This is a genomic window from Nocardiopsis baichengensis YIM 90130, assembly GCF_000341205.1.
Lineage (GTDB): Bacteria > Actinomycetota > Actinomycetes > Streptosporangiales > Streptosporangiaceae > Nocardiopsis_A > Nocardiopsis_A halophila.
In genome coordinates, this window is sequence record NZ_ANAS01000037.1 from 83,485 (window position 1) to 102,347 (window position 18,863).

Annotated in this window: 15 protein-coding genes and 1 riboswitch; of the genes, 8 read left to right on the forward strand and 7 right to left on the reverse strand. The window is 74.9% G+C overall.

The window, feature by feature from the left end; all coding sequences use genetic code 11:
* The first annotated feature begins 70 nt into the window (after positions 1-70).
* A complete protein-coding gene (ppgK, locus tag C892_RS0125085; RefSeq protein ID WP_017559456.1) occupies positions 71-850 on the forward strand; it encodes a polyphosphate--glucose phosphotransferase in 780 nt (259 codons plus the stop codon).
* 55 nt (positions 851-905) lie between these two features.
* On the opposite strand, the gene C892_RS0125090 is transcribed toward ppgK, so the two are convergent.
* Entirely contained in the window at positions 906-1,184 is a 279-nt protein-coding gene (locus C892_RS0125090) for a hypothetical protein (RefSeq protein ID WP_017539139.1), read from the reverse strand.
* Positions 1,185-1,490: 306 nt separating this feature from the next.
* On the opposite strand from C892_RS0125090, the gene C892_RS0125095 reads away from it, so the two are divergent.
* Together C892_RS0125095 and C892_RS0125100 are read left to right on the forward strand one after the other, a co-directional pair.
* Positions 1,491-2,732, forward strand: a complete 1,242-nt coding sequence (locus C892_RS0125095; protein ID WP_017559457.1) for a helix-turn-helix domain-containing protein — start codon at positions 1,491-1,493, stop codon at positions 2,730-2,732.
* A 71-nt stretch (positions 2,733-2,803) separates the two neighbouring features.
* Positions 2,804-3,277: an LOG family protein gene (locus C892_RS0125100; RefSeq protein WP_017559458.1), complete on the forward strand. Its 474-nt coding sequence runs from the start codon at positions 2,804-2,806 to the stop codon at positions 3,275-3,277.
* A gap of 4 nt (positions 3,278-3,281) precedes the next feature.
* Here the strand turns inward: C892_RS0125100 and C892_RS0125105 are convergent, their stop codons facing one another.
* Entirely contained in the window at positions 3,282-4,436 is a 1,155-nt protein-coding gene (locus C892_RS0125105; protein WP_017559459.1) for a site-2 protease family protein, read from the reverse strand.
* 54 nt (positions 4,437-4,490) lie between these two features.
* Here C892_RS0125105 and C892_RS0125110 point away from each other — a divergent pair, with 54 nt between their 5' ends.
* Together C892_RS0125110 and C892_RS0125115 are read left to right on the forward strand one after the other, a co-directional pair.
* Positions 4,491-5,315 (forward strand): RecB family exonuclease, encoded by an 825-nt coding sequence (locus C892_RS0125110; RefSeq protein WP_017559460.1) that lies wholly within the window; start codon positions 4,491-4,493, stop codon positions 5,313-5,315.
* A 530-nt stretch (positions 5,316-5,845) separates the two neighbouring features.
* Entirely contained in the window at positions 5,846-7,171 is a 1,326-nt protein-coding gene (locus C892_RS0125115; protein ID WP_017559461.1) for a sensor histidine kinase, read from the forward strand.
* A 1,773-nt stretch (positions 7,172-8,944) separates the two neighbouring features.
* Here C892_RS0125115 and C892_RS0125120 read toward each other — a convergent pair.
* Entirely contained in the window at positions 8,945-9,652 is a 708-nt protein-coding gene (locus C892_RS0125120) for a response regulator (RefSeq protein ID WP_017559462.1), read from the reverse strand.
* A gap of 344 nt (positions 9,653-9,996) precedes the next feature.
* Here C892_RS0125120 and C892_RS0125125 point away from each other — a divergent pair, with 344 nt between their 5' ends.
* The 3 genes from C892_RS0125125 to C892_RS0125135 all read left to right on the forward strand — a co-directional run bounded on the left by C892_RS0125125 (position 9,997) and on the right by C892_RS0125135 (position 12,655).
* Positions 9,997-11,430 (forward strand): threonine/serine exporter family protein, encoded by a 1,434-nt coding sequence (locus C892_RS0125125; protein ID WP_017559463.1) that lies wholly within the window; start codon positions 9,997-9,999, stop codon positions 11,428-11,430.
* A gap of 22 nt (positions 11,431-11,452) precedes the next feature.
* The gene (locus tag C892_RS0125130; protein WP_017559464.1) at positions 11,453-12,181 is read left to right on the forward strand and encodes an endonuclease V; all 729 of its coding nucleotides are present in this window, start codon (positions 11,453-11,455) and stop codon (positions 12,179-12,181) included.
* A 276-nt stretch (positions 12,182-12,457) separates the two neighbouring features.
* Positions 12,458-12,655: a DUF5999 family protein gene (locus tag C892_RS0125135; RefSeq protein WP_017539148.1), complete on the forward strand. Its 198-nt coding sequence runs from the start codon at positions 12,458-12,460 to the stop codon at positions 12,653-12,655.
* A gap of 129 nt (positions 12,656-12,784) precedes the next feature.
* On the opposite strand, the gene C892_RS0125140 is transcribed toward C892_RS0125135, so the two are convergent.
* The 4 genes from C892_RS0125140 to gcvP all read right to left on the reverse strand — a co-directional run bounded on the left by C892_RS0125140 (position 12,785) and on the right by gcvP (position 18,498).
* Entirely contained in the window at positions 12,785-13,402 is a 618-nt protein-coding gene (locus C892_RS0125140; RefSeq protein WP_017559465.1) for an alpha/beta hydrolase family protein, read from the reverse strand.
* 55 nt (positions 13,403-13,457) lie between these two features.
* The gene (locus C892_RS0125145) at positions 13,458-14,660 is read right to left on the reverse strand and encodes a tetratricopeptide repeat protein (protein WP_017559466.1); all 1,203 of its coding nucleotides are present in this window, start codon (positions 14,658-14,660) and stop codon (positions 13,458-13,460) included.
* Between the two features lie 160 nt (positions 14,661-14,820).
* Complete coding sequence (locus C892_RS0125150) at positions 14,821-15,444, reverse strand: Uma2 family endonuclease (protein WP_017559467.1); 624 nt, start codon at positions 15,442-15,444, stop codon at positions 14,821-14,823.
* 159 nt (positions 15,445-15,603) lie between these two features.
* On the reverse strand, positions 15,604-18,498 hold the full coding sequence (gene gcvP / locus C892_RS0125155) for an aminomethyl-transferring glycine dehydrogenase (protein ID WP_017559468.1): 2,895 nt from the start codon (positions 18,496-18,498) through the stop codon (positions 15,604-15,606).
* A gap of 139 nt (positions 18,499-18,637) precedes the next feature.
* Positions 18,638-18,726: riboswitch (glycine riboswitch) on the reverse strand.
* Positions 18,727-18,863: the final 137 nt, after the last annotated feature.

Genomic DNA, 18,863 nt, shown 5'->3' on the forward strand with positions numbered 1-18,863 from the left:
GGGCATCGAATACCTCGGAGGCCGGAGCGGGCGGCGGGCGCCGCCCGGGCCGCGGAGTCAGGAGGCGGACATGGCGGACCAGGCAGCGGACGCGCACGTCGGGATGGGCGTGGACATCGGGGGCAGCGGCATCAAGGGGGCGCCGGTGGACCTGGACACCGGGGCCTTCACCGCCGACCGGGTGAAGATCCACACCCCGCACCCCTCCAGGCCCCGGGCGGTCGCGGAGGTGGTCGCGCAGATCGCGGCGGCCGTCGGCGAGAAGGCTCCCTCAGGGGCCGCGCTGGGCGTCACCTTCCCCGGGGTGGTGCGGCGCGGGACCGTCGAGACGGCGGCCAACGTGGACGACGGGTGGATCGGCACCGACGTGGAGGCGCTGCTGTCCGGGGCGACGGGGCGGGCGGTGGCCGCGGTCAACGACGCCGACGCGGCGGCGGTCGCCGAGCACCGCTGGGGTGCGGCGCGCGGGGTGCGCGGGGTGGTGCTGCTGACGACGCTGGGCACCGGGATCGGCACGGCGCTGCTGGTCGACGGGCACCTGGTGCCCAACACCGAGTTCGGCCACGTGGTGCTGGACGGCGTCGACGCCGAGACGAGGGCGGCCTCGGCGGCCAAGGAGCGCGAGGGCCTGTCGTACGAGGAGTGGGCCACCGAGCGGCTGCAGCGGTACTACGAGGAGATGGAGAAGCTGCTCTCCCCGGACCTGATCGTGGTCGGCGGCGGCGTCAGCCGGAAGGCGGACAAGTTCCTGAAGTACCTGGACCTGCGGGCCGAGGTGGTCCCGGCCGGGCTGCGCAACGCGGCGGGCATCGCCGGGGCGGCCGTGCTGGCGGCGGAGCGCTTCGGCTGACCCGGCCGGCCCCGTGGGCCCGGGGCGCCGCCCGGGCCCGGCCCGGTCCCGGGGGTCAGGACTCGGGGCGGGCGGGGGACAGCACGCGGACGATGCGCCGGGCGGCGCCCCGGGGGTCGGCGGCCGGGGTGAGCGGCGACTGGGGAAGCGCGGCGCCGCGCGGCAGGCCCTCGGCCTCCCACCGCAGCCACCACCACAGGCTGCCCCGGTGCGGGCGCAGCACCGCGCGCTGCACGCGGCGGCCCTCCGCGCCGGCGGCCTCGACCGTTCCGGTGGCCCGGTCGACGCGGGCCTCCAGGCCCCAGGAGCGCAGTTCGGCGGTCAGCCCGCTCACCGCACGCGCCCAGGATGCATCGGGACCCCTGTCAAGCCGATGACCGCTTCCGGTCACACTGAACCCACCGGAACCACGCGTCTCCATGCCGGCCCGCCCTCCCGTTCGACGACGAAATCCCCAGTCGTACAGGGACTTCAGTCCCTTGACTGTGCACCATCGGACGCTTCGGGAACAGCTGTATGCGGACTACGCATAGCAGTATTTCTTTCACACATAGCCACCATCACCTGATGGCGACCCTAGCCTAGGCTCATGCCCCACCGAGACGGCGCTCTGCCACCGGAATTCTGGACCCGGCCGCCGATGGCCGCCGCCCTGTCCACGTGCGACATCGCCGCGATCGTGGAGGAGGTCCGCCGCCACCGCGGCTGGTCGCAGGGCGAGCTGGCCCGGGCGGTCGGGTACTCCCAGAGCTGGGTGTCCCGCGTGGTGAACGGCCAGCAGTCGCTCACCGTCGACCAGGTGCGTGAACTGGCCGGACGCCTGGGCATCCCGCTCCACCTGCTCCGGTTCGGCGGCGCCGGCGATCCGGACGAGGGGGATCCCACGCGACGCAGAGAGTTCGGCAAGGCCGCGGCGGTGACCGCGCTGGCGCTGCCGCTGTCGGCGGCGGCCGCCCCGGCGGCCCAGGCCGAGATCCACGAGGAGACCGCGCCCACGCTGCGCGCCATCACCGGCGGCCAGCGGCGGCTGGACGCCGCCGCGCCCGCCCGCGACCTGGCCCGGGGCGCGATCGCCCACGTCGAGCTGGCCGGGCTCACCCTGGACCGCGCCCAGAACACGCCGTTCGCCGCCGACGTGGCCGCGGCCGCCAGCGAGGCCGCCGGGTTCGCCGCCTGGCTGCACGCCGACATGGGCGACGCCGGCTCGGCGCGCTCCTACTACCGCGCCGCCGTCGAGCGCGCCCGGCGGGCCCGCAGCCGCCTGCTCGACGTGTACATGCTCGGCAGCCTGGCGGCGTTCGAGATCGACGCCGACGACCCGGCGCTGGGCCTGGCCCTGGCCCACGAGGCCGGGCGCCGCCTCGGGCCCGGCGCGCACCCCACCGCCACCGCGTGGCTAGCCTGCGTGCGCGCGCAGGGGCACGCGGCGCTGGGCCGCGGCGCCGAGGCCGACCGGGAGATCGCCCTGGCCGAGCGGTGCGTGGAGCGCTCCGACAACGCCCACCCGCCCTGGCCGTGGGTGTTCGCCTTCGACACCCCCAAGGTCGCCGGGTACCGGGCCCTGGTGAACGTGCGGCTCAAGCGCCCCGGGCAGGCGCGGGCCGCGTTCGCCGAGGCGTTCGCCGGCACGCGGCCCGGAGCCAAGCAGGGCGCGGTGCTGAAGGTGGAGATGGCCCGGGCGCACGCGCACGCCGGCGACGCCGACGAGGCCTTCCGGCTGGCCGGGGAGGCGCTGTCCACCGGGACCCGGCTGCGCTCGGAGCGCGTGGTGGACCGGGTGCGCCGCTTCCGCAAGGAGTACCGGGGGCCGCGGGCCCGCGCCGCCGAGCGGCTCGACGCCCGGCTGACCGAGGTGCTCACCGGTGGGCCCGCCGCGGTCTGACCGGCGGCGCCCGGGGGTATCCCCCGACCAGACCTGCGAGGAGCCAGACCTGCGAGAAGAGGGGAGGCAGCGTGCGACGCATCGCCGTCACCGGCCACCGCGGGCTGCCGCCCGACGTCGAACGGGCGGTGGAGGAGGCGCTGCGCGCCCGCCTGGCCGCGCTCGGCCCGGGGGTGATCGGGCTGAGCTGCCTGGCCGACGGGGCGGACACCCTGTTCGCCCGGGCCGTCATCGAGGCCGGCGCCGACCTGGAGGCGATCGTGCCGGCCGAGCGCTACCGGGACGGACTCCCGCCCGCCCACCGACCCGTCTACGACGCCCTGGTGGCGCGTGCGGCGCTGGTGCACCACCTGCCGTTCGCCGAGTCCACCCCGCGGGCGCACCTGGAGGCCGGGCGGTACATGGTGGACCACAGCGACGAGCTGCTGGCGGTCTGGGACGGCCGCGCGGCGCGGGGGCCCGGCGGTACGGCCGACATCGTCGCCTATGCCCGGGAGCGGGACCGCGCCGTCACGGTCATCTGGCCGGACGGGGCGGTGCGCTGAGGCGTCAGGTGCCGGCGAAGGCGTCGCCCACGTCGCGCGAGCGCAGCACCCCGTGCACGCCGCCGTCCTCGTGCACCAGCAGGTAGGCCGGGGCGGGCGTGCGCCGCATGGCCTCAAGCAGCCGCTCGCCGTTCAGGTCGGCGTCGAGCACCGCCCCCGCGGTGATGGCCACCGACACCTGGGAGACCGGGGTCCAGGGGCGGCGGTCCTCGGGCACCCGCTCCTCGGCGGCGGGGTCGACGAGCGACACCGGCGCCCCGGAGGAGTCGGTCACCAGGACGGCCCCGGCGTCGGCCTCGGCCATCCGGCGGTGGGCCTCCGACAGCGGGGTGTCGGCGGAGACGGGCACGGCGCGGCGGGCCAGGGTCCGGGCGCGCAGCTTGGGAATGCGCTCGCGGATGCGGGCGTTGCGCAGCGCGCTCCCGGCGCCCATCCACATGAAGGCGCCCAGCAGCACGCCGAGCAGGACCATGAACACGCTCGGGGCCTCGCCCGTGCGCAGCGCGATCAGCAGCGGCGCCAGCATCACCAGGGCGGCCAGGACGCGGCCGCCCCAGGCCGCCACGACCGTCCCCGCGGTCGGGCGCCGGGTCAGCTTCCAGACGATGGCGCGCACCACCTTGCCGCCGTCCAGCGGCAGGCCGGGCAGCAGGTTGAAGACGCCCACCAGGAGGTTGGCCACGAACAGCTGCCAGGTGAGGACCCCGGCGACGGTGTCGGGGGCGACGAAGGGCAGGGCGGCGAACCCCAGGACCGCCAGCACCAGGGACAGCAGCGGCCCGGCGATGGAGATCCAGAACTCCCGGCCGGGGGTGGCCGCCTCGCGGCGCATCTCGGTGACGCCGCCGAGCATGAACAGGGTGATGCGGTGCACCGGGATGCCGAACATGCGGGCGACCACGGCGTGCGCCAGCTCGTGCACCAGCACCGAGGCGTACAGCAGGACCGCGAAGGCGAACGCCACCAGGTAGGAGGCCGGGCCCAGGGCCAGAGTCCGCTCCACCACGGGCTCGTAGACGATGGTGATGATCGCGGCGATGACGAGCCAGGACGGGGCCACGTAGATCGGGATCCCGAACGGGCGCCCCATGAGCAGGCCGGAACCGCGCTTGGTCCCGCCCCGCGCCGCGGGCCGGGTGCTGCTGCCGTTGTCGGTCACACCGCCAGGCTACGCGGTGCGCGCGGCGGGCGCGCCGCCCTAGGGTTGGGGGGCATGGACACCGCCTCGGCGCCGCCGCTCCCCGCCCTCTCCCCGTCACGGGCCTCGGACTTCCTGCAGTGCCCGCTGCTGTACCGGTTCCGGGTGATCGACCGGCTGCCGGAGAAGCCGAGCCCGGCGGCGCTGCGCGGGACGCTGGTGCACGCGGTGCTGGAGCGGCTGTTCGAGCTGCCGGCCGAGACGCGCACCCCGCGCACCGCCCGGTCGCTGGTGGAGCCGCAGTGGGAGCGGCTGCGCTCCTCGCGCGCGGAGGCGGCGGAGCTGTTCGGCGAGGCGGGCGGCGAGGCCGAGCGGGAGTGGCTGGAGGGCGCCTACCCGCTGGTGGAGCGGTACTTCGAGATGGAGCAGCCGCACCGCCTGGAGCCGCGCGACCGCGAGCTGCGCATGGACGTCACCCTGGAGTCGGGCCTGCGGCTGCGGGGCTACGTCGACCGCCTGGACGTGGCACCGACCGGGCAGATCCGGGTGGTGGACTACAAGACGGGCAAGTCGCCGCGCCCGCGGTTCGAGGACAAGGCCAAGTTCCAGATCTTCTTCTACGGCGTCATGCTCTGGCGCGAGCTGGGCGAGGTGCCCACCCGGCTGCAGCTGATGTACCTGGGCGACGGCGGGGTGCGCTGGTACGAGCCGACCGAGGAGGAGCTGCGGGCCGCGGAGGCGGAGATCGCCGGGATCTGGGAGGAGATCGAGCGCACGGCCCGGTCGGGCCGGTGGCTCCCGCGCCGGAGCAAGCTGTGCGACTGGTGCGACCACCAGGCGATCTGCCCCGAGTTCGGCGGAACCCCGCCGCCTCTGCCCGACCCGAAGCCGAGGCCCTGACCCGGCCCGGGAGCGCCCCGCAGGGCGGCCGACTCCCCTGACCGGTATCGAGAGCGGTGGATCCACCACTCTCGATACCGGCCCCGATCCCTGTCGGGCCGAGCGCAGGACACCGCCCCCCGGAACCGGCGGAGGCCTTCATAGGCACGGTGTTCAGCGACGTCGGGCAGAGAGGTCGGTCGGAGAGGCAGGGAACACTCTCGGCCGGGACGCGCCCTCCGACCTTGGCGGGGGCCGGTGGCGGCCGTACCGGCCCGGGAGAGCAGGGCGGACAACCTGGAGCAGGCCCCATCCGCCCTCAATGACGCGCCAGGAGAGTCGCAGGCGCCCGATCGGGGAGGGCGGGGCGCCTGTGGGCGCGCGGGCGGGCGTCCCCTCGGCCGGTCCGCCGCTCCAGGGGCGCCCCTCCACCTGTCCGTGCCGGCTCGGTAGGGAGCGTGCCGGGCGCGGTGCCGCATCGTCCATGGGGAGGAGTCCGGATCGGCCTAGGGGAGGTACTGGTGGAGAGCCCGACGATCTAGCGTCGGGCTGTGTCGTCGTCCCTGTCCTCTTCGCCCTCCCCGCCCGAGCACAGCGCTCCGCCGTCCGACCGCGGCTCCGGTGCGCCCCGCTGGGCGGCCGCGCGGCTCCCGGCCCGGCGCCGGGACCGGGTGACCGATGCGCTGCTGGTCCTCCTCCTGACCGGGCTGAACGCCGCCCTCGTGCCGACCTGGAGCCGGTCCGCGGAGTTCACCGGCGTCTGGACCTGGCCGCTCGGCGGCTACTTCGCCGGGGCCGCCCTGGCGCTGGCCCTGGTGGCGCGCCGGCGCTTCCCCCTGACCGTGCTGGTGTGCATGTCGGCGGGGGGCGCCCTCTCCGAGGCGGCCGGCGTCTTCGTCTGGGGCGCGGCGGGCCCCGGCATCGCGGTGGCCACCTACGCGGTCGGCCGCCACCTGCCGCTCGCGCGCAGCCTGGTCTCCCTGGTCGTGGGCGTCGCCGTGGACTCCGCCTCCACCATGGCCTCCCCGGTGGAGGCCACCGTGCAGCCGCCCCCGATGACGCTGTACCTGCTCACGCTGGTGTGGATGTGCGGGGCCTGGTGGCTGGGGCGCCTGGTGCGGATGCGCGCCTCCGACACCGCGGAGCTGCGCGAGCGGGCGCGCCGCCTGGAGCGGGCCCGGGACGCGCACGTGCGCGCGGTGCTGGCCGAGGAGCGCTCGCGGATCGCCCGTGAGCTGCACGACGTGGTGGCCCACCACGTGAGCGTGATGACCGTGCAGGCCACGGCGGGGCGGCGGGTGATCGACCGGTCGCCCGAAACGGCGGGGCAGGCGCTGCAGGACATCGAGAGGACGGGGCGGCAGGCGCTGGCGGAGATGCGCCGCATCGTCGGAGTGCTGCGGATGTCGGAGGCGCCCGAGGGCACGGAGGCGGAGCGGGAGCCGCAGCCCGGAGAGGCCGACCTGGAGGCGCTGGCCGCCCACCTGCGCGAGGCGGGCCTGCACATCGACCTCCGGGTGCGGGGCGGCGGGGACGGGCCGCCGGAGGGGCTGCCGCCGGCGCAGGGGCTGACGCTGTACCGGGTGGTGCAGGAGTCGTTGACCAACGTCCTCAAGCACGCGGGCGAGGGCGCGCGGGCACGGGTGGTCGTGGAGCACGGCAAGGACGCCGTAGCGGTCGAGGTCACCGACGACGGGGGGCGGGGCGGACGGGTCGGCTCCGGGTCCCGGCCACCGGAGGAGCCGGGCCACGGACTCCTGGGCATGCGGGAACGCGTGGCCCTGTTCGGGGGCCGCCTGGAGTCGGGGCCCACCGCCGCCGGGGGCTTCCGCGTCGGCGCGCTGATCCCCCACGGCGAGCCGCACCGGACGGGGTGATTCCCGCGTCGCCGCCCTATCGGGGCAGGACCGCGGACACTGTCGGACGGCAGGCTTGCCGCTGCCCACCGGGGAGCGACGATGGCGCGGCTGGTCCCCCGCTCACGCATGTCGGCCGGCGGGCCCCTGCGGTTCGGCCGACGGGTCTCTCCCGGTGCCGGGGACAGCAGCGGCGACGGCACAGCTGGTGCCCCGCTCACGGCTGCCGGCCGGGCGGCGGGTCGTCGGGGCGCCAGGGGGACGGGCGACGACGAAGAGGCGCGGTGGCTCCCGGCCCTGCTTGTCGGCCGCCGGGCCCCTCGCGGTCCGGGAACAGCGGCAACGACGGCACGGCCGGTACCCCGCTCCGGGCCGCCGGCCGGGCGGCGGGGCCCATCGGTGCAGAGGGAAAGCGGCGACGGCACAGCTGGTGCCCCGCTCACGCCTGCCGGCCGGGCGACGGGTCGTCGGGGCGCCAGGGGAAGGGCGGCGACGAAGAGGCGGGGCGGTTCGCCGGGGGCGCCGGTCGGCTGCCGGGTGGCCCGCCGCCTTGGAAGCCCCTCCCATTCTCGCGTTCCGGGCATACCGGGCGCGCGAGGCGGCGTTTGGGGATCGAGAGTGGTGATATCGCCACGCAATGTGCAATCGGGTGGCGACATCACCGCTCTCGATGGAGAACGAACCCTCCCGGGGCGGTCTCCAGCGGGCACGGCCCGCCGGACGTCCCGTTCGTCCGGATCGCACGGGGGTGCGGGCCTCGCGCGCGCCCGGAGCCCCGCCCGGGACCGGGCGGGTGTACGGCGGCGGCCAGACCAGAACCGGATTCGGTACCCGAGACCCCTTCTACCGGCACCCCGGCCCCGTTTACGGCGCCCCCGGTCACTCCGGGTAGCCGGAGGCGGGTCGGCGGCGGCCCGAGACCCGGGGCGGGCGGGCGCCCCACCCCTACCCCTCGGCCCGCTCCCTCTCGGCAGGCGGACAATCGGGGGCATTGCGGGCACCGTGGAACCGAATCCCGTTCTGGTCTGGCCGGGATCGCGCCCGGGAGCCGCCGTGGGGCGTCGATCGGCGCGCTTCTACCCTCCCTGAACTGTGACGGCGCGTATTCACCCAGGTCAGAAGGGGGTGCTGGTCCCGGCGCGGGCCGGGTGGGGCGCCGCGGGCGCGTCCGGGCGGCGACCGGGCCCACCACGCGCCCGGCCCGGACCGCAAAAGGCGCGACGGCCGACCGGAGGCCCCGGGGAACCGCCCCTCCTCTTCGTCGCCGCCCCTCCCCCTGCACCCCGGTGGCCCGGCGCCCGCCCGGCAGGCGTGAGCGGGGCACCGGCTGTGCCGTTGTCGCTGCTCATCGCCGGTACACCGCAGAGGCCAGGCGGCCGACCGGCAGCGCCGGGGAAAGAGCCCCCTTCTCGTCGCCGCCCTTCCCCTGGCACCCCGACGGCCCGCCGCCCGGCCAGCAGGAGTGAGCGGGGTACCTGCCGTGCCGTCGTTGCCGCTGTTCCCGGACCGCGAGACGCCCCGCGGCCGACAGCCAAGACCGGGGAACCACCCCTGCTTCGTCGTCGCCGCTCTCGTTCTGGCACTCCAGCTACCTTCCGCCCGGCCGACATGCGTGAGCGGGGCACCAGCCGTCCCGTCGCCGCTGCTGGTCCGGGAGTGCAAGGGGCCTGGCGGCCGGCCGACAACGCCAGGGCACCCCGCTCCCCTTTCCACCCGTCGCCGGTCGTGCGGCGCTCGGCCACAGTTCTCCGTCTCCGTCGGGGCGGTCGCGGCCGCCCCCTCAGGGGCCGCCCCTCAGCGGCGGTCCGGGGAGGTACCGGCCTCGTCCTCCTCCCCCGGGCGGACCACTCCGGTCTCATAGGCGTGCACGACGGCCTGGACCCGGTCGCGCAGCCCCAGCTTGGTCAGCACGTTTCCCACGTGCGTCTTCACCGTCGTCTCGCTCACCACGAGCGCCTCCGCGATCTCGGCGTTGGAGCGTCCGCGCGCCAGCATGCGCAGGACCTCGCGTTCGCGCTCGGTCAGGCGGTTCAACTCGGCCGGGGGCCGCTCGCGGGTGGTGGGCAGCTTGTCGGCGAACCGGTCGAGCAGGCGCCGGGTCACCGTGGGCGCGACGATCGCCGCCCCTTCGGCGACGACCCGGATCGCCCCTGCCAGCTCCTCCGGCGGCACGTCCTTGAGCAGGAAGCCGCTGGCGCCCGCGCGCAGCGCCTCCACGACGTACTCGTCCAGGTCGAAGGTGGTCAGCACGAGGACCCGGACGGTCTGCCCGGCGCCGCGGGCCCAGTCGAGGATCTCCCGGGTGGCGTCGATGCCGTCCTTGCCGGGCATCCGGATGTCCATCAGCACGACGTCGGGCAGAAGGCGCTTGGTGGAGGACACCGCGCCGTTGCCGTCGGAGGCCTCGCCCGCGACCGAGATGTCCTCCTCGGCCTCCAGGATGAGCCGGAACCCCGTGCGGAGGAGCGGTTGGTCGTCGACGAGCAGTACGCGGATGGCCATGTACGGGATTCTTCCCGATCCCCGCCCCTCCGGGCACGCCCCGGGCGCCCCGGGCCGGAACCGGCCTCACCTGCGCCCGGCCCCGGGACCGCCCCCTCCCCCGCGCACCCGGCGCCGACCTGGGCCGACGGACGACCCGCCGGACGGTGCCCCGGTTCGACCGGTTCCCCCCGCGAACTGGGACCATGAGGCTCGTGACGGACCTCACCAGCGCACCGCCCGCACCGCCGCCAACCCCCCGCACCGCTGCGGCGTCCCACCCCGTGGCGCGGCCCCGGAGGACCCCGGTCACGCCCGCCGGACGCCCCACTCCCCGCCGAGAACCGAAGTAGCGAGAACCGCCCATGGCCGAGGACCCGCAACAGCGGCCGACCCCGACGAGCGAGGACAACCTGCTCAGCAGGCTCCGCGACTGGCGCGCCTCCAAAGAGGCCGAACTGCACGCCGAGGGGTTGGACGACGACGCGATCGAGATGCCCGACCCGCGCGCGATCGACCTCGTCCTGCGCGTGGGGGAGCTGCTGCTGGCCAGCGGCGAGGGCACCGAGGCCGTCAGCGAGGCCATGCTCAGCCTGTCCGTGGCCTTCGAACTGCCCCGCACCGAGGTGTCGGTGACCTTCACCGTCATCTCCCTGTCGGCGCACCCGGGCGGCGACAGCCCGCCGATCACCGGCGAGCGGGTGGTGCGCCGCCGCACCCTGGACTACTTCCGGGTGAACGAGCTGCACACCCTGGTGCAGGACGCCGCGCTGGGGATGCTGGAGCTGGAGGGGGCGATCGCCCGCCTGCGGGCCATCAAGCGGGCCCGGCCGCCCTACCCCGGCTGGGTCATCCTCGGCGGGTTCGGGCTCATCGCCTCCAGCGCCAGCCTCATGGTCGGCGGCGGGTTCATCGTGGCCACGGCGGCCTTCGTCGCCACCGTGCTCGGCGACCGGGTGGCCGGCTTCTTCGCCAAGCGGGGGATCGCCGAGTTCTACCAGATGGTGATGGCCTCGATCACCGCGTCGGTCATCGGGGTCCTGCTGCTGTGGGTGAGCAGCGTGCTCGACCTGGGGCTGAACGCCGGGGCGATCATCACCGGCAACATCATGGCGCTGCTGCCCGGGCGGCCGCTGGTGGCCAGCCTGCAGGACGGCATCAGCGGCAGTTACGTCTCCGCCTCGGCCCGCCTGCTGGAGGTCTTCTTCACCCTGGGCGCGATCATCTCCGGCGTCGGCGCGGTGGCCTACACCGCCGTCGAACTGGGCGTGGGCATGGACCTGAACAACCTGCCCACGGCGGGCAAGTCGGTGGACGCGATGGTGCTGGTCGGAGCGGCCGGGATCGCCATGGCCTTCGCGGTCTCGCTGACCGTGCCGCCGCGCATGCTCCCGGCGATCGGCGTGATGGGCGTGGTGATCTGGCTGCTCTACGCCGGCGTGCGCACGCTGTTCGGGGCGCCGCCGATCATGGGCACCGTGGCCGGTGCGGTGGCGATCGGCGTGATGGGCCACTGGCTCTCCCGGCGCACCCGGCGCCCGGTGCTGCCCTACGTCATCCCCGCGATCGCCCCGCTGCTGCCGGGGAGCATCCTGTACCGGGGGCTGCTGGAGATCACCCTGGGCCACCCGGTGTCCGGCCTGCTCAGCCTCTCCGAGGCGGTGACCGTGGGGCTGGCCCTGGGTGCCGGCGTCAACCTGGGCGGCGAGCTGGTGCGGGCGTTCCAGCGCGGCGGTCTGGCCGGCGCCGGGCGGCGGCACCGCCCGGCGGCCCGCCGGACCCGCGGCGGCTACACCTGACCGGCGGCGCTAGGGTCGGCCCATGACCGCCGTCTCCGAACGCGCCCGGCTGCCCGGGATATGGCCCGACGACCCCGAACGCGCCCGCGCCCTGCAGGAGCGCCTGGCCCCCGAGGTGCGCGTGGAGCCGTTGGACGCCGGGGCGGTGCGGCTCGCCGCCGGCCTTGACGTGTCCTACGCCCCCGGGGAGGACCGGCTGGTGGCCGCAGCGGTGGTGCTGTCGCTGCCGGACCTGCGGGTGGTGGAGTCGGCCACCGCGGACGCGGCCCCCGCCTTCCCCTACGTTCCGGGCCTGTTCGCGTTCCGGGAGCTGCCGCCGCTGCTGGAGGCGGTCGGGCGGCTGACGGTGGAGCCGGACGTGTACGTGTGCGACGGTTTCGGCCTGGCCCACCCGCGCCGCTTCGGGCTCGCGTGCCACCTGGGGTGGCTGCTGGACCGGCCGGCGATCGGGGTGGGCAAGTCGCCGTTCGTGGGCAGCGCCGGCGATCCGGGGCGCGAGCGGGGCGGGCGCGCGCCGCTGGTGGCCGAGGACGGCGCGGAGGTGGGGTGCGCCCTGCGGACCCGGACGGGCGTGCGCCCGGTCTACGTGTCGGTGGGCCACCGCGCCGACCTGGAGGGGGCCGCGGACCTGGTCCTGCGGCTCACTCCGGAGTACCGCCTGCCGGAGACGGTGCGCAGGGCCGACCGCCTCTCCCGCGACCGGCTGAAGAGGATCGCGCGCCCCTCGGACGCCGGGAACCGTTCTTTCTGAGCGCCCCCGGCCCCTGAGCGCCGGCGGTGCGGCCGCAGGCCCACCGGACCGCGCGGGCCCGCACGCGGACACGCCCCGCGCATTGGACGCGGAACCGACCGCGCGGGTTCGCCTGTTGGCCTATTGCGGTCGCCGTGCGGCCCGCGTCGATCCAGGACCTGCTCGGGTGCGTCGGATTCTCTATAAAGACGCGGCAGAGTGTGTCGCACACCACTATGGTGCTTTTTGGGGGCGGTCACCCGCCCCCAGGGAAACGACCGAATCCGGAGGCGCGCAATGTGCCGTCACGAACCCCTGTGCCCGTCCTTCACCGCGAACGACCGCGAGGCGGCCCGGGTGGTGGCCGTCCACCCGGAGCAGGGCTGGAGCCTTCTCTGCAACGGCGTCGTCCTCTTCGAGGACACCGGCGAGCTGCTGCCCGACGGCAAGACCATCGCCCCGCACCGCCCCGGCGTGCTGCACACCGCGGCCTGACCCCGGCCGCACCACCGGTACACGAGAGCGCCTGCGAACAGCGGCGAGAGCGACCCGCGAACCTCGTCTCTCGCCGTACCGCCTTCCCGTCCCAGACGCTCCGCCCCCGTGGGCGCCCCCGTCCGCGGATCAGTCCCGCAGAAGGCGCTCCCCCAGCCAGTCGGCGACCAGGCGGCCCACGGTCTCGGGGTCTTTGGACAGCTCGTGCCGCTCACCGGGCCGCACCTCCAGCGCGGCCGCGTCGGCGGCGTCGGGCACCCCGAACGGGTCGCGGTCGCCGTTGACGACCAGCACCGGGACCCCGGCCCCGCGCAGCTCCCCCGCCCGCGACTTCTCCGGCTTGCCCGGCGGGTGCAGCGGGAAGGCCAGCGCGACCACCGCCTCCGCCCCCAGCTCCGCGGCGGTGCGGCAGGCCACCCGCGCCCCGTTGCTCCGCCCGGCCAGGACCAGCGGCACCTCTGCGGCGCCCGGCTCGGCGCGCAGCCTTCCGATCATCGCCGACCAGGCCAGGTCCTGCGGCCCGGTGTTCGCCCCCGGCATGCGCCGACCCGCCGCCCGGTAGGGCTGGGTGACCCGCGCGACCGCCCCTCCCGAGGCGAGCACGGCGTCGCGCACGGCCAGGATGTCGGGGGCGTCGACGCCCCCTCCCGCACCGTGGGTGATCGCCAGCAGGTAGCGCGTGGACCCTTCGGGCCATTCCAGGTCGGCCCGCCCCGGCCCCTTGGGGGTGTCGATCTCCATCTCCATGGGCCCCAACCTACTGAGTCCGCAGGCCGTGCCGTCCGGACATGCCCAGCGGGCCTCAGCCCAGGTCCGGCCAACCTTCCGGGAGCACGTCCTCCGGCGAGCCCGCCGCCCTCCTCAGGCGTTCGCGGAAGTCGTCGTGCAGGGCCCGCCCCCACATGAACTCGCTCGGGGTGCGCACGGCCTCTTCGAGCGCGGCCCTGAGCTCGGCCACGCGCGTCTCCCCCTCGACCACGGGCAGCGCCGCGCGCGCGTGCACCGCACCGAGTGCGGCGAACAGCTCGCCCGCCAGCATGGGGGTGCTCCCCTCGGCCTCGGCCGCCTCCAGGTACGGCTCCCACCACTGCGCCTCGTCGGCCCCTTCGGCCTCCGGGTCGGGTTCGAGGAAGCCCCGGCGCAGCCGGGAGCGGACGCCGTCGGCGACGTCGCGGTCGGTGTGGCGCGTGCCCTCGTCCCAGACCTGCGCCGCCGACTCCTGGTCGCCGCGCACGGCCAGCAGGCGGGCCAGGAGTTCGTAGGCGGTCGCGGCCGCTGGGGCGGGCAGACCGCCGGAGGGGGCCTGGTCCGCCGGCCGCCCGGGGGCGGCGGCGTCGACGACGATGCCGAACTGCTCGATGGCCCGTTCCACGTGCACGGCGCCCAGGAGCATGCGCAGCCCCGGGTGCTCGCCCGCTTCGAGGCCGCGCTGCACGACCGCCTCGGCGCGCTCGGTCTCGCCGCGCGCGAGGAGGCGCTCGGCGTAGTCCTGCGCGGCGTCGGGGACGGTGTCGTCGGAGAAGGCGTCGGACGTCCCGGCGAGCGCGCGTTCCCAGTGCCCGCGCGCCACGTCGGTGTCGCCGCGCGCCTCCGCGGCGCGGGCCAGCCCGTGGTGGGCGGCGGGCGCGTAGCCGGCGTGCCCCGAGTCGAGGACGGCGGTCCAGGCCTGTTCGGCGTCGGCGAGCAGCCCTTCCTCTTCACAGGAGAGGGCGAGGTGGTAGGCGGCGCGGGGCGCGTACTCGGGGTGGCCGGTCTCAATGGCGGCGCGGGCGGCCTCGCGGGCCTCGCGCACCTGGCCCGCGCTGTGCCGGGCGACCGCCAGGCCGAGCGCGGCGGCGGCCCTGTGCTCCCGGGAGCCGCCGTGCAGGACCTTCTCGTAGAGCTGTGCGGCCCGGGCGAAATGCCCGTTGTGCGCGAGGTCGCGCGCCTGGTCGCAGAGGTCGGCGAACGCGGATTCGTCTCCGGCGGCGTCGGCGGGCGAGGAGGAACCGGTCGTCGCGGTCATGCAGGCATCTCTCCACAGGGGGCGGGACCCGCCGCGCGAACGCGGCGGAGGCGCTGTCCCTCGGAGAGTAGCGGGTGTGAACGCGCGATCCGATCCGCCCTGCCCGGGTGTCCGCGAAGAGAGCGGCGCCCCCGAGCAGGGCGGTCAGGGCGACGCGGGCTCAGTCGTAGGGGAGGAAATCGCTGCTGTCGACCTCGGCTTCAAAGGGGTCGGCGATTTTGAACGTCTCACCGAACCGGTACTTCTGCACGGTCTTGTACTCGTCCTTCTCCGGCTGAGTGAACACGGTGGTCTTCTCTTCCAAGGGGTCCACCAGGATGAAGCACGGAATCAGCGCCTCCGCGTAAATACCCAGCTTCAGCGTGCGGTCGACCTGTGTGCTCCCAGGCGAGACGACCTCGGCCACAAGGAGGACGTCGTCCGGGGGGATGGAATGCTCCGGTGTCCTCAGCACCGACACAGGGGCGACGAAGAGATCGGGAACGACGCTTCTTCGCAATGCCGGCAGTCGGATCTCAAGGTTCCCCTCCGCCCTATGCCCCTTCGGGAGGCATGGACGCAATTGCTCGTTGAGCAGGTGAACGTTCTCTTGGTGAAGACCGATGGGGGTCGGAGACAAAGTGATGGTCTCCCCGTCCAGGATTTCAGCCCGCCACCGCCTGGTCTCAGGCAGGCTGTCGAGGATCGCGAAGAGCTCGCCTCCGACGGATCCCGTCTCGGTGCCAACGTCCCGGACCGGACCCTCAACGAGTGCCGTCACTCTCGACTCCTCAATGTCGGACATCTGACCCTCACATCCTGTCACTGAGCAACGACACTTTCAGCGCTTTCCGCTACCCTCGGCTCACCCCCATTCCACCCTCAATGCGACAGCGGCGCCAGTCCCCATCCCGGGTACCGGCGCCGCCGTTCGACTCGCAGGGGCGTCCGCCCCCTCAACGGCTCACTCCTCGAACGCCTCCGGCGGCGGGCAGGAGCAGACCAGGTTGCGGTCGCCGTAGGCCTGGTCGATGCGGCCCACCGGCGCCCAGTACTTGTAGCGCCGCAGACGCGGGACCGGGTAGCCGCCCTCGGACCGGCTGTAGGGGTGCTGCCACTCGTCGGCGGTCAGCGCCTCGGCCGTGTGGGGCGCGTTCTTCAGCGGGTTGTCCTCCGGGTCGTACTTGCCCTCGGCGACACGGTCGATCTCCTGGCGGATCGCGACCATCGCCTCGATGAAGCGCTCCAGCTCGTCCAGGTCCTCGCTCTCGGTGGGCTCCACCATCAGGGTGCCCGCCACCGGGAACGACATCGTGGGCGCGTGGATCCCGTAGTCGATCAGCCGCTTGGAGATGTCCTCGTTGGTGATCCCCGTCCTCTTGGCGATCTGCCGGATGTCGATGATGCACTCGTGCGCGACCAGGCCGTCCTCGCCGGTGTAGAGCACCGGGTAGTACGGCTCCAGGCGCTTGGCCAGGTAGTTGGCGCTGAGCACGGCCGCCTCGGTGGCCGCGCGCAGGCCGGACTCGCCCATCATCCGGATGTAGGCCCAGGAGATCTGCAGGATGCCCGCCGACCCGAACGGCGCCGCCGAGACCGGCCCCACGCCCGTGTGCGGGCCCGCGTCCGGCTGGCCGGGGTGGTTGGGCAGGTACCCGGCCAGGTGGGAGCGGGCCGCCACCGGTCCCACGCCCGGCCCGCCGCCGCCGTGCGGGATGCAGAAGGTCTTGTGCAGGTTGAGGTGGCTGACGTCGGCCCCGAACCTGCCGGGCTTGGCCCAGCCCAGCAGCGCGTTGAAGTTGGCGCCGTCGACGTAGACCTGGCCGCCGGCCTCGTGCACGAGGTCGCACACCTGGGTGATGGTCTCCTCGAACACCCCGTGGGTGGAGGGGTAGGTGACCATGATCGCCGCGACCCGGCCCTCGTGCTTGGCGAGCTTGGCGCGCAGGTCCTCCAGGTCCACGTTGCCGCTGTCGTCGCAGGCGACCACCGCGACCCGCATGCCCGCCATGACGGCGCTGGCGGCGTTGGTGCCGTGCGCCGAGCTGGGGATCAGGCACACGTCGCGGTCGCTCTCGCCGCGCCCGCGGTGGTAGCCGCGGATCGCCATCAGCCCGGCCAGCTCGCCCTGCGACCCGGCGTTGGGCTGCAGGGAGACCGCGTCGTAGCCGGTCACCTCGGCCAGCCAGCGCTCCAGGTCGCGCACCAGGGACACGGTCCCGGCGGCCTGGTCCAGCGGGGCCAGCGGGTGCAGCCGCGCGAACTCGGGCCAGGTCACCGACTCCATCTCGGCGGTGGCGTTGAGCTTCATGGTGCACGAGCCCAGCGGGATCATGGTGCGGTCCAGCGCCAGGTCGTAGTCGGCCAGGCGGCGCATGTACCGCAGCAGCGAGGTCTCGCTGCGGTGGGAGTTGAAGACCTCGTGGTCCAGGTAGTCCACGCCGCGCCGCAGGTCGGCGGGCAGGTGCTCGCCCGGCTCGGGGGCGGGCCGCTCGGCCTTGTCCCCGCCGGAGAAGGCGGCGAGCACCGCGGCCACGTGGGCGTCGGTGGTGGTCTCGTCGCAGCTGATGCCGACGGTGTCGTCGTCCACCCGCAGCAGGTTGACCCCGCGCTCGGCGGCGGCCTCCACCTTGCCGGCCGCGCCGCTGGGCACCCGCACCCGCAGGGTGTCGAAGAAGGAGTCGTGCAGCACCTCGAAGCCGCGCTCGCGCAGGCCGGCGGAGAGCCGCCCGGCCTGGCGGTGCACCCGCTCGGCGATCGCCCGCAGCCCGTGCGGGCCGTGGTAGACGGCGTACATCCCGGCCATGACCGCCAGCAGCACCTGGGCGGTGCAGATGTTGCTGGTGGCCTTCTCCCGGCGGATGTGCTGCTCGCGGGTCTGCAGGGCCAGCCGGTAGGCGGTCTTGCCCGCGCCGTCCACCGACACCCCGACCAGGCGGCCGGGCAGCTGGCGCTGCAGGCCCTCGCGCACCGACATGTAGCCGGCGTGCGGCCCGCCGAAGCCCATCGGCACGCCGAAGCGCTGGGTGGAGCCGACGGCGATGTCGGCGCCGAGCTCGCCGGGGCTGCGCAGCACGGTCAGGGCGAGGATGTCGGCGGCGACCACGGCCATGGCCCCGGACTCGTGCGCGGCCTCGATGACCGGGCGCGGGTCGCGCACCGCGCCGCCGGCGGCCGGGTACTGCACGAGCACGCCGAAGGCGTCGCCCTCGGGCAGGCCCTCGGTCAGGTCGGCGACCACGACCTCGATGCCCAGCGGCTCGGCGCGGGTGCGCAGCACCGACAGGGTCTGCGGGAAGACGTCGGCGTCGACGACGAAGGTGGAGCTCTTGGACTTGGTGGCGCGCCGGGCCAGGGTCATGGCCTCGGCGGCGGCGGTGGCCTCGTCCAGCAGCGAGGCGCCGGCGACCGCCAGCCCCGTCAGGTCGGCGACCATGGTCTGGAAGTTGAGCAGGGCCTCCAGGCGGCCCTGGGAGATCTCGGGCTGGTAGGGGGTGTAGGCGGTGTACCAGGCCGGGTTCTCCATGATGTTGCGCAGGATGACCGGCGGGGTGACGGTGTCGTAGTAGCCGCGGCCGATCATCGAGGTGCGCACGGTGTTGCGGTCGGCCAGGGACTGCAGCTCGGCCAGCGCCTCGGTCTCGCTCGCCGCGGCGGGCAGGTCGAGCGGGGCCGGGGAGCCCGGGGCGGTGAGGATGCTGTCGGGAACGGCCGCCGACATGAGCGCCGCGGGGGAGTCGAACCCGACCGTCTTGAGCATCTCCGCGAGCGCGGCCGGGTCGGGGCCGATGTGCCGGTCGGCGAACTCGCGCGCCGGCCCCCCATCGGTCGCGCGGTTACGGGTCGACTGGTCCGGCATGGAGACCTCCTGGTCGCATTGGCCGCGTGCGCGGCCTCTGTCCTGTGCGGTCTCCCCCTCTGTCGCTCGCCGCCGTGCGGCCGCGGGCTCGCGACCGTGCGGGCACTCGCGGTCCGCACGTCCGCCGCTCCAGAGTGGCCTCCTCCGCGCGGTCCCTGGTGCCTGAGAGGTTACTGGGGAGTATTGCCCCGTCGGCGCCCCTGCCGGGGTCTCTCCCGCACGGTATCGACGGCCCGTGATGAAGTTGTCCTTCGATTATCCACTGATCCGCCGGATTCGCACGATTCCGTGCCGCGGCTGCCCGCATCGGGCCCGCCCCCGGCAGGCGGTGGAACCCCGACCGTACTCGATGCCCCCGCCGCGCA

Bases quoted from the DNA above. Each gene is read 5' to 3' on its own strand.
- C892_RS0125125 (WP_017559463.1), top strand. From the start codon at position 9,997: ATGGCCGAGGACCCGCAACAGCGGCCGACCCCGACGAGCGAGGACAAC.
- C892_RS0125150 (WP_017559467.1), bottom strand. From the start codon at position 15,444: ATGTCCGACATTGAGGAGTCGAGAGTGACGGCACTCGTTGAGGGTCCG.
- ppgK (WP_017559456.1), top strand. From the start codon at position 71: ATGGCGGACCAGGCAGCGGACGCGCACGTCGGGATGGGCGTGGACATC.
- C892_RS0125145 (WP_017559466.1), bottom strand. From the start codon at position 14,660: ATGACCGCGACGACCGGTTCCTCCTCGCCCGCCGACGCCGCCGGAGAC.
- C892_RS0125120 (WP_017559462.1), bottom strand. From the start codon at position 9,652: ATGGCCATCCGCGTACTGCTCGTCGACGACCAACCGCTCCTCCGCACG.
- C892_RS0125140 (WP_017559465.1), bottom strand. From the start codon at position 13,402: ATGGAGATGGAGATCGACACCCCCAAGGGGCCGGGGCGGGCCGACCTG.
- gcvP (WP_017559468.1), bottom strand. From the start codon at position 18,498: ATGCCGGACCAGTCGACCCGTAACCGCGCGACCGATGGGGGGCCGGCG.
- C892_RS0125110 (WP_017559460.1), top strand. From the start codon at position 4,491: ATGGACACCGCCTCGGCGCCGCCGCTCCCCGCCCTCTCCCCGTCACGG.
- C892_RS0125135 (WP_017539148.1), top strand. From the start codon at position 12,458: ATGTGCCGTCACGAACCCCTGTGCCCGTCCTTCACCGCGAACGACCGC.
- C892_RS0125095 (WP_017559457.1), top strand. From the start codon at position 1,491: ATGGCCGCCGCCCTGTCCACGTGCGACATCGCCGCGATCGTGGAGGAG.
- C892_RS0125130 (WP_017559464.1), top strand. From the start codon at position 11,453: ATGACCGCCGTCTCCGAACGCGCCCGGCTGCCCGGGATATGGCCCGAC.